At 72.5% G+C, this 3732-nt stretch carries 6 protein-coding genes; 2 read left to right on the top strand and 4 right to left on the bottom strand.

Features of this window, described 5'->3' with window-relative positions:
* A partial coding sequence (locus PLP61_RS15730) for a metallopeptidase family protein (RefSeq protein ID WP_324503700.1) occupies positions 1–266 on the top strand: 266 nt, incomplete at its 5' end.
* A 12-nt stretch (positions 267–278) separates the two neighbouring features.
* Here the strand turns inward: PLP61_RS15730 and PLP61_RS15725 are convergent.
* The gene (locus tag PLP61_RS15725; RefSeq protein ID WP_324503699.1) at positions 279–683 is read right to left on the bottom strand and encodes a hypothetical protein; all 405 of its coding nucleotides are present in this window, start codon (positions 681–683) and stop codon (positions 279–281) included.
* A gap of 119 nt (positions 684–802) precedes the next feature.
* On the opposite strand from PLP61_RS15725, the gene PLP61_RS15720 reads away from it, so the two are divergent.
* Complete coding sequence (locus tag PLP61_RS15720; RefSeq protein WP_324503698.1) at positions 803–1525, top strand: AIM24 family protein; 723 nt, start codon at positions 803–805, stop codon at positions 1523–1525.
* A 28-nt stretch (positions 1526–1553) separates the two neighbouring features.
* Here the strand turns inward: PLP61_RS15720 and PLP61_RS15715 are convergent, their stop codons facing one another.
* The 3 genes from PLP61_RS15715 to PLP61_RS15705 form a co-directional block, all read right to left on the bottom strand.
* Entirely contained in the window at positions 1554–2756 is a 1203-nt protein-coding gene (locus PLP61_RS15715; RefSeq protein ID WP_324503697.1) for a cytochrome P450, read from the bottom strand.
* Positions 2757–2784: 28 nt separating this feature from the next.
* Positions 2785–3273, bottom strand: coding sequence for a GNAT family N-acetyltransferase (locus PLP61_RS15710; protein ID WP_324503696.1), 489 nt, complete (start codon positions 3271–3273; stop codon positions 2785–2787).
* Between the two features lie 8 nt (positions 3274–3281).
* Positions 3282–3732, bottom strand: a 451-nt coding sequence (locus PLP61_RS15705; protein ID WP_324503695.1) for a LysE family transporter, incomplete at its 5' end; no start/stop codon positions are given.

Genomic DNA, 3732 nt, shown 5'->3' with positions numbered 1-3732 from the left:
ACAACGTGGTGGTCCTCGTGGAGCCCGACGCCCCGGCCGATGATCCTGATCTGCTGGGTCTGTACGAGGGGGTCGCGCTCACCGAGCGGGAGGCCAACTACTCCGCGGCCCTTCCCGACCGGATCCTGGTCTTCAGGGCTCCCTTGCTCGACATGTGCGAGAGCGTGGCCGAGCTGGAGGAGGAGGTGCGCATCACCGTCGTGCACGAGATCGCCCACCACTTCGGGATCGACGACGACCGGCTCCACGACCTCGGGTACGCGTGATCCTGACCGGTGTCAGGGGGCCGGCGGAGGGGGTGGCGGCGGCGCGCTCGCTGGCGGAGGGGGAGGCGGCGGAGGAGGAGCAGCTGCTGGGGGAGGCGGCGGCGGTGCGACCGGCCCCGAGGTGGCTCCAGGAGCAGGCGGAGGCGGCGCTGCAGTCCCCGGTGCCGGCGGCGCAGGCGCGGTCTGCAGGGTGAAGCCGGAGATCGCCCCGGCCGCCTCGAGTCCTCGTAGCGACTCGAGGATGCGGTCCCAGTCGGCGTCGAGGACGACCCGGTCGGTCGCCTTGAGGTAGGCCAGCATGCCCAGGTCGCGGAACAGCCGCTCGACGTCACGGCCTGTGCCGGCCGAGGACAGCTGCTGGTCGACGCTGGACACCAGGTCGCTGGCCGCAGCCTTGGCCTTGTCGAGGAATCCCATCGTGCACGCCTCCTAGCTTCCGAATACCGCCCGTCAGGCAGAGTCTAGGAGTCCGCCTCCTCGGCCTACGCCGTTGGCTAGGGTCGATGGCAGACAACGCAAACGGGAGGCGCAGGCGCATGGCGATCCACGGCACCTTGTTCGAGCAGTTCGCGGAGAACCCGACGCAGGACCCGTTCGCCCTGCAGAACAAGAAGCTGCTCAAGATCAACATGGCCTACGGGCAGGTCTGGGCGCGGACGGGGTCGATGGTGGCCTACCAGGGGGACGTGCGGTTCCAGAACGCGGGCAGCGGCGGGCTGGACAAGATGCTGAAGTCCGCGCTGACCCGCGAGGGCGTCGACATGATGAGCTGCACCGGGCAGGGCGAGCTGTTCGTCGCGGACCGAGCCTCGGAGATCCAGGTGTTCTACCTGGAGAACGACATGGTGTCGGTGAACGGCGCCAACGTGCTGGCCTTCAGCGGCTCCATCGAGTGGGACATCCACCGGGTCCAGGCCCGCGGCGGGATGATGGCCGGCGGTCTGTACAACGTGGTGCTGCGCGGCACCGGCTACGTCGCGGTGACCACGGAAGGTGAGCCGGTGGTCTTCGACGTCGCCAGCGCGCCGACGTACGCCGACGCTCAGGCCGTCGTGCTCTGGACGTCGGGGGTGAACATGGACATCCGGGTGGACACCGGTGGCCTGAAGTCGATGCTGCGCGGCGGCTCCGGTGAGCTGGTCCAGATGGCGTTCACCGGGCAGGGCTACGTGATGGTGCAGCCCTCGGAGTCCGTCGTGACCGGCGGCGGCCAGGCGGCCGGGTCCAGCGGCGGCGGGCTCAAGGGCCTGCTCGGCTGATAAGCGTCAGCGGGCAAACAGCGACGGGTCAGCGGGAAAACTGCGACGGGTCGGGGGTGAAGCGGATCGGGAAGCGCACGGCCCCGGTGTTGCCCGAGACGGGGAGCCACCGTCCTGGACCGTCGGGGACCGCGTCGGGCATCCGCCGCGCCAGCAGCGGCAGGGCGACGGCCATGTCGGTTCGCGCCACGAAGTGGCCCAGGCAGTGGTGGGCTCCGCCGCCGAAGCCCAGGTGGGGCGGTCGCACCCGGGTGATGTCGAAGGCCGGGTCGGGCACCGCCGCCGGGTCCGTGCCCGCGGCGTGGGAGAGCACCTGCACCACGCCCCCGGCCGGGACGTGCACCCCGTGCAGGTCGACGTCCTCGACGGCCTCGCGGGTCACCCAGGTCACCGTCGGGTTCACCCGCATCACCTCCTCCACGGCCTGGGGTCCCAGCTCGGGACGCTCGGCCAGCAGCCGCCACTGGTCGGGGTGGGCGAGCAGCGTCTGCAGCGCGAGGCCCAGCTGGTTGCGGGTGGTCTCCATGCCCGCGAACGCCAGGAACACCAGCGACACCTCCAGCTCGTGGCGGGTCAGCCGGCCGTCGGTCTCCTGCGCGTGCAGCAGCGTGGTCACCAGGTCCGCCTGAGGGTGCCGCGAGCGGTCCTTCACCACCTCGGACACGTAGCCGTGCAGCCCCTCGAGGGCCGCCTCGATCCGCGGCAGGTCCTCTCGGATCCGGATGCCGAACGCCTTCCCCAGGTCGTCGGCCCAGTGCGCCACCTGCTCCCAGTGGTCCTCGGGCAGGCCCAGCAGCACGCACAGGATCCGGGCCGAGTACGGCTCGGCGAACTCGCTGACGAACTCCACCTCCCCCCGCGGCGCGAAGCCGTCGATCAGCTCCTGCGCCAGGGCCTGGAACCGCGGCCGCATGGCCGCGATGGTGCGGTTGCGGAAGGCCGGCATCAGCAGCCGCTTGAGCCGGGCGTGGTCGTCGCCCTCGAGGCTCAGCAGGACCTCTCCCCACCAGCGGCTGAAGGGGCCGTCGGCCACGCCGTTCTGCGCCGGCCACTGGGCGTTGCCCTGCCGGAAGCGCCGGTCCTTCAGCAGCGCGGAGGCCTCGTCGTAGCGCAGCACCGCCCAGCCGTAGCTGGTCTCGACGTACCAGCTCTCCTCCCGGGCGGCGTGCACGACCGGGGAGGTCACGTCGAAGGACGGGTCGGCGAGGTCGAAGTACCGCGGTGACTCCACCCCGGCATGCTCCCACCCTGGCGCCCGCTCAGCGCGCCATCATCAGCTCCCACGCGTCCAGCGGCCGGTACTTCTGCCGCCGACCGGTCGGCGCGAACCCGTTGCGGGTGTAGAACGCCTGGGCGCGCCGGTTGTCCTCCAGCACCCACAGGTACGCCGGCCGGTCGGCCAGGATCCGGTCCAGGAGCGCCTGCCCGATCCCCGTGCCGTGCCAGGCGGCCCGGACGTAGAGGGCGTAGAGCTCGGTCTCCACCGGTGGGTCGGCGTGCCGGGCCGGGCCGGCCGAGGCGAACCCCACCACCTCGTCACCCGCGACGGCCAGCAGCCGGGGCGGCCCGAGGACGATCCGGTTCCGCCAGGCGGCGGTCCACCTGTCGGCGTCGGCGAGGTGCGCCTCGAGCAGGGCAGGGTCCACCAGTGGCGCGTAGGCCTCCCGCCAGCAGGCCAGGTGCATCGCGGCTCCCGCAGCGCAGTCGCGGACCGTGGCGGGGCGCAGCTCGACGCCGGGCGGAAGCACGGCCCCCATCATCCGCCCAGCAGCGTCCACCCGGCGAGCAGGGCGATCACGAAGCCGGAGGCCACCCCGGTGACGCGGTGTCCGCGAGGGCTGGCCACGAACCTGCCCAGCGCCGCGCCGCCGACGGCGAGCGTCAGCTGCCAGGAGGCGGACGCCGCGAACACCGCGGCCACGAACGCCAGGCCCTCGGCCCCCGAGGAGACCAGCCCCTGGTTGCCGAGAACGACCGCGGCGAAGTACACCACGGTCGCCGGGTTGACCGCGGTGATGCCCAGGAACAGCGCGTACGCCGCCCCCGCCCGCATCGGCGCAGCCCCCGTGGCTGCGGCGGACATCGGCCGCAGCGCGTTGCGGACGGTGAGTGCGGCGATCACCAGCAGCACCCCGGCCGACACCAGGCGCAGCGCGCCGGCCGCCGGCTCGATCAGTGCGGCGAGGGCCGCTCCGCCCACGACCGCC

This window comes from Nocardioides sp. (genome assembly GCF_035429765.1).
Taxonomy (GTDB): domain Bacteria; phylum Actinomycetota; class Actinomycetes; order Propionibacteriales; family Nocardioidaceae; genus Nocardioides.
Note: the sequence above shows the minus strand (reverse complement) of the source record. Positions and strands in the feature narration are given on the sequence as shown.

Excerpts from the sequence above, each read along its gene's own strand:
- PLP61_RS15720 (WP_324503698.1), top strand. The coding sequence starts at position 803 with ATGGCGATCCACGGCACCTTGTTCGAGCAGTTCGCGGAGAACCCGACG.
- PLP61_RS15725 (WP_324503699.1), bottom strand. The coding sequence starts at position 683 with ATGGGATTCCTCGACAAGGCCAAGGCTGCGGCCAGCGACCTGGTGTCC.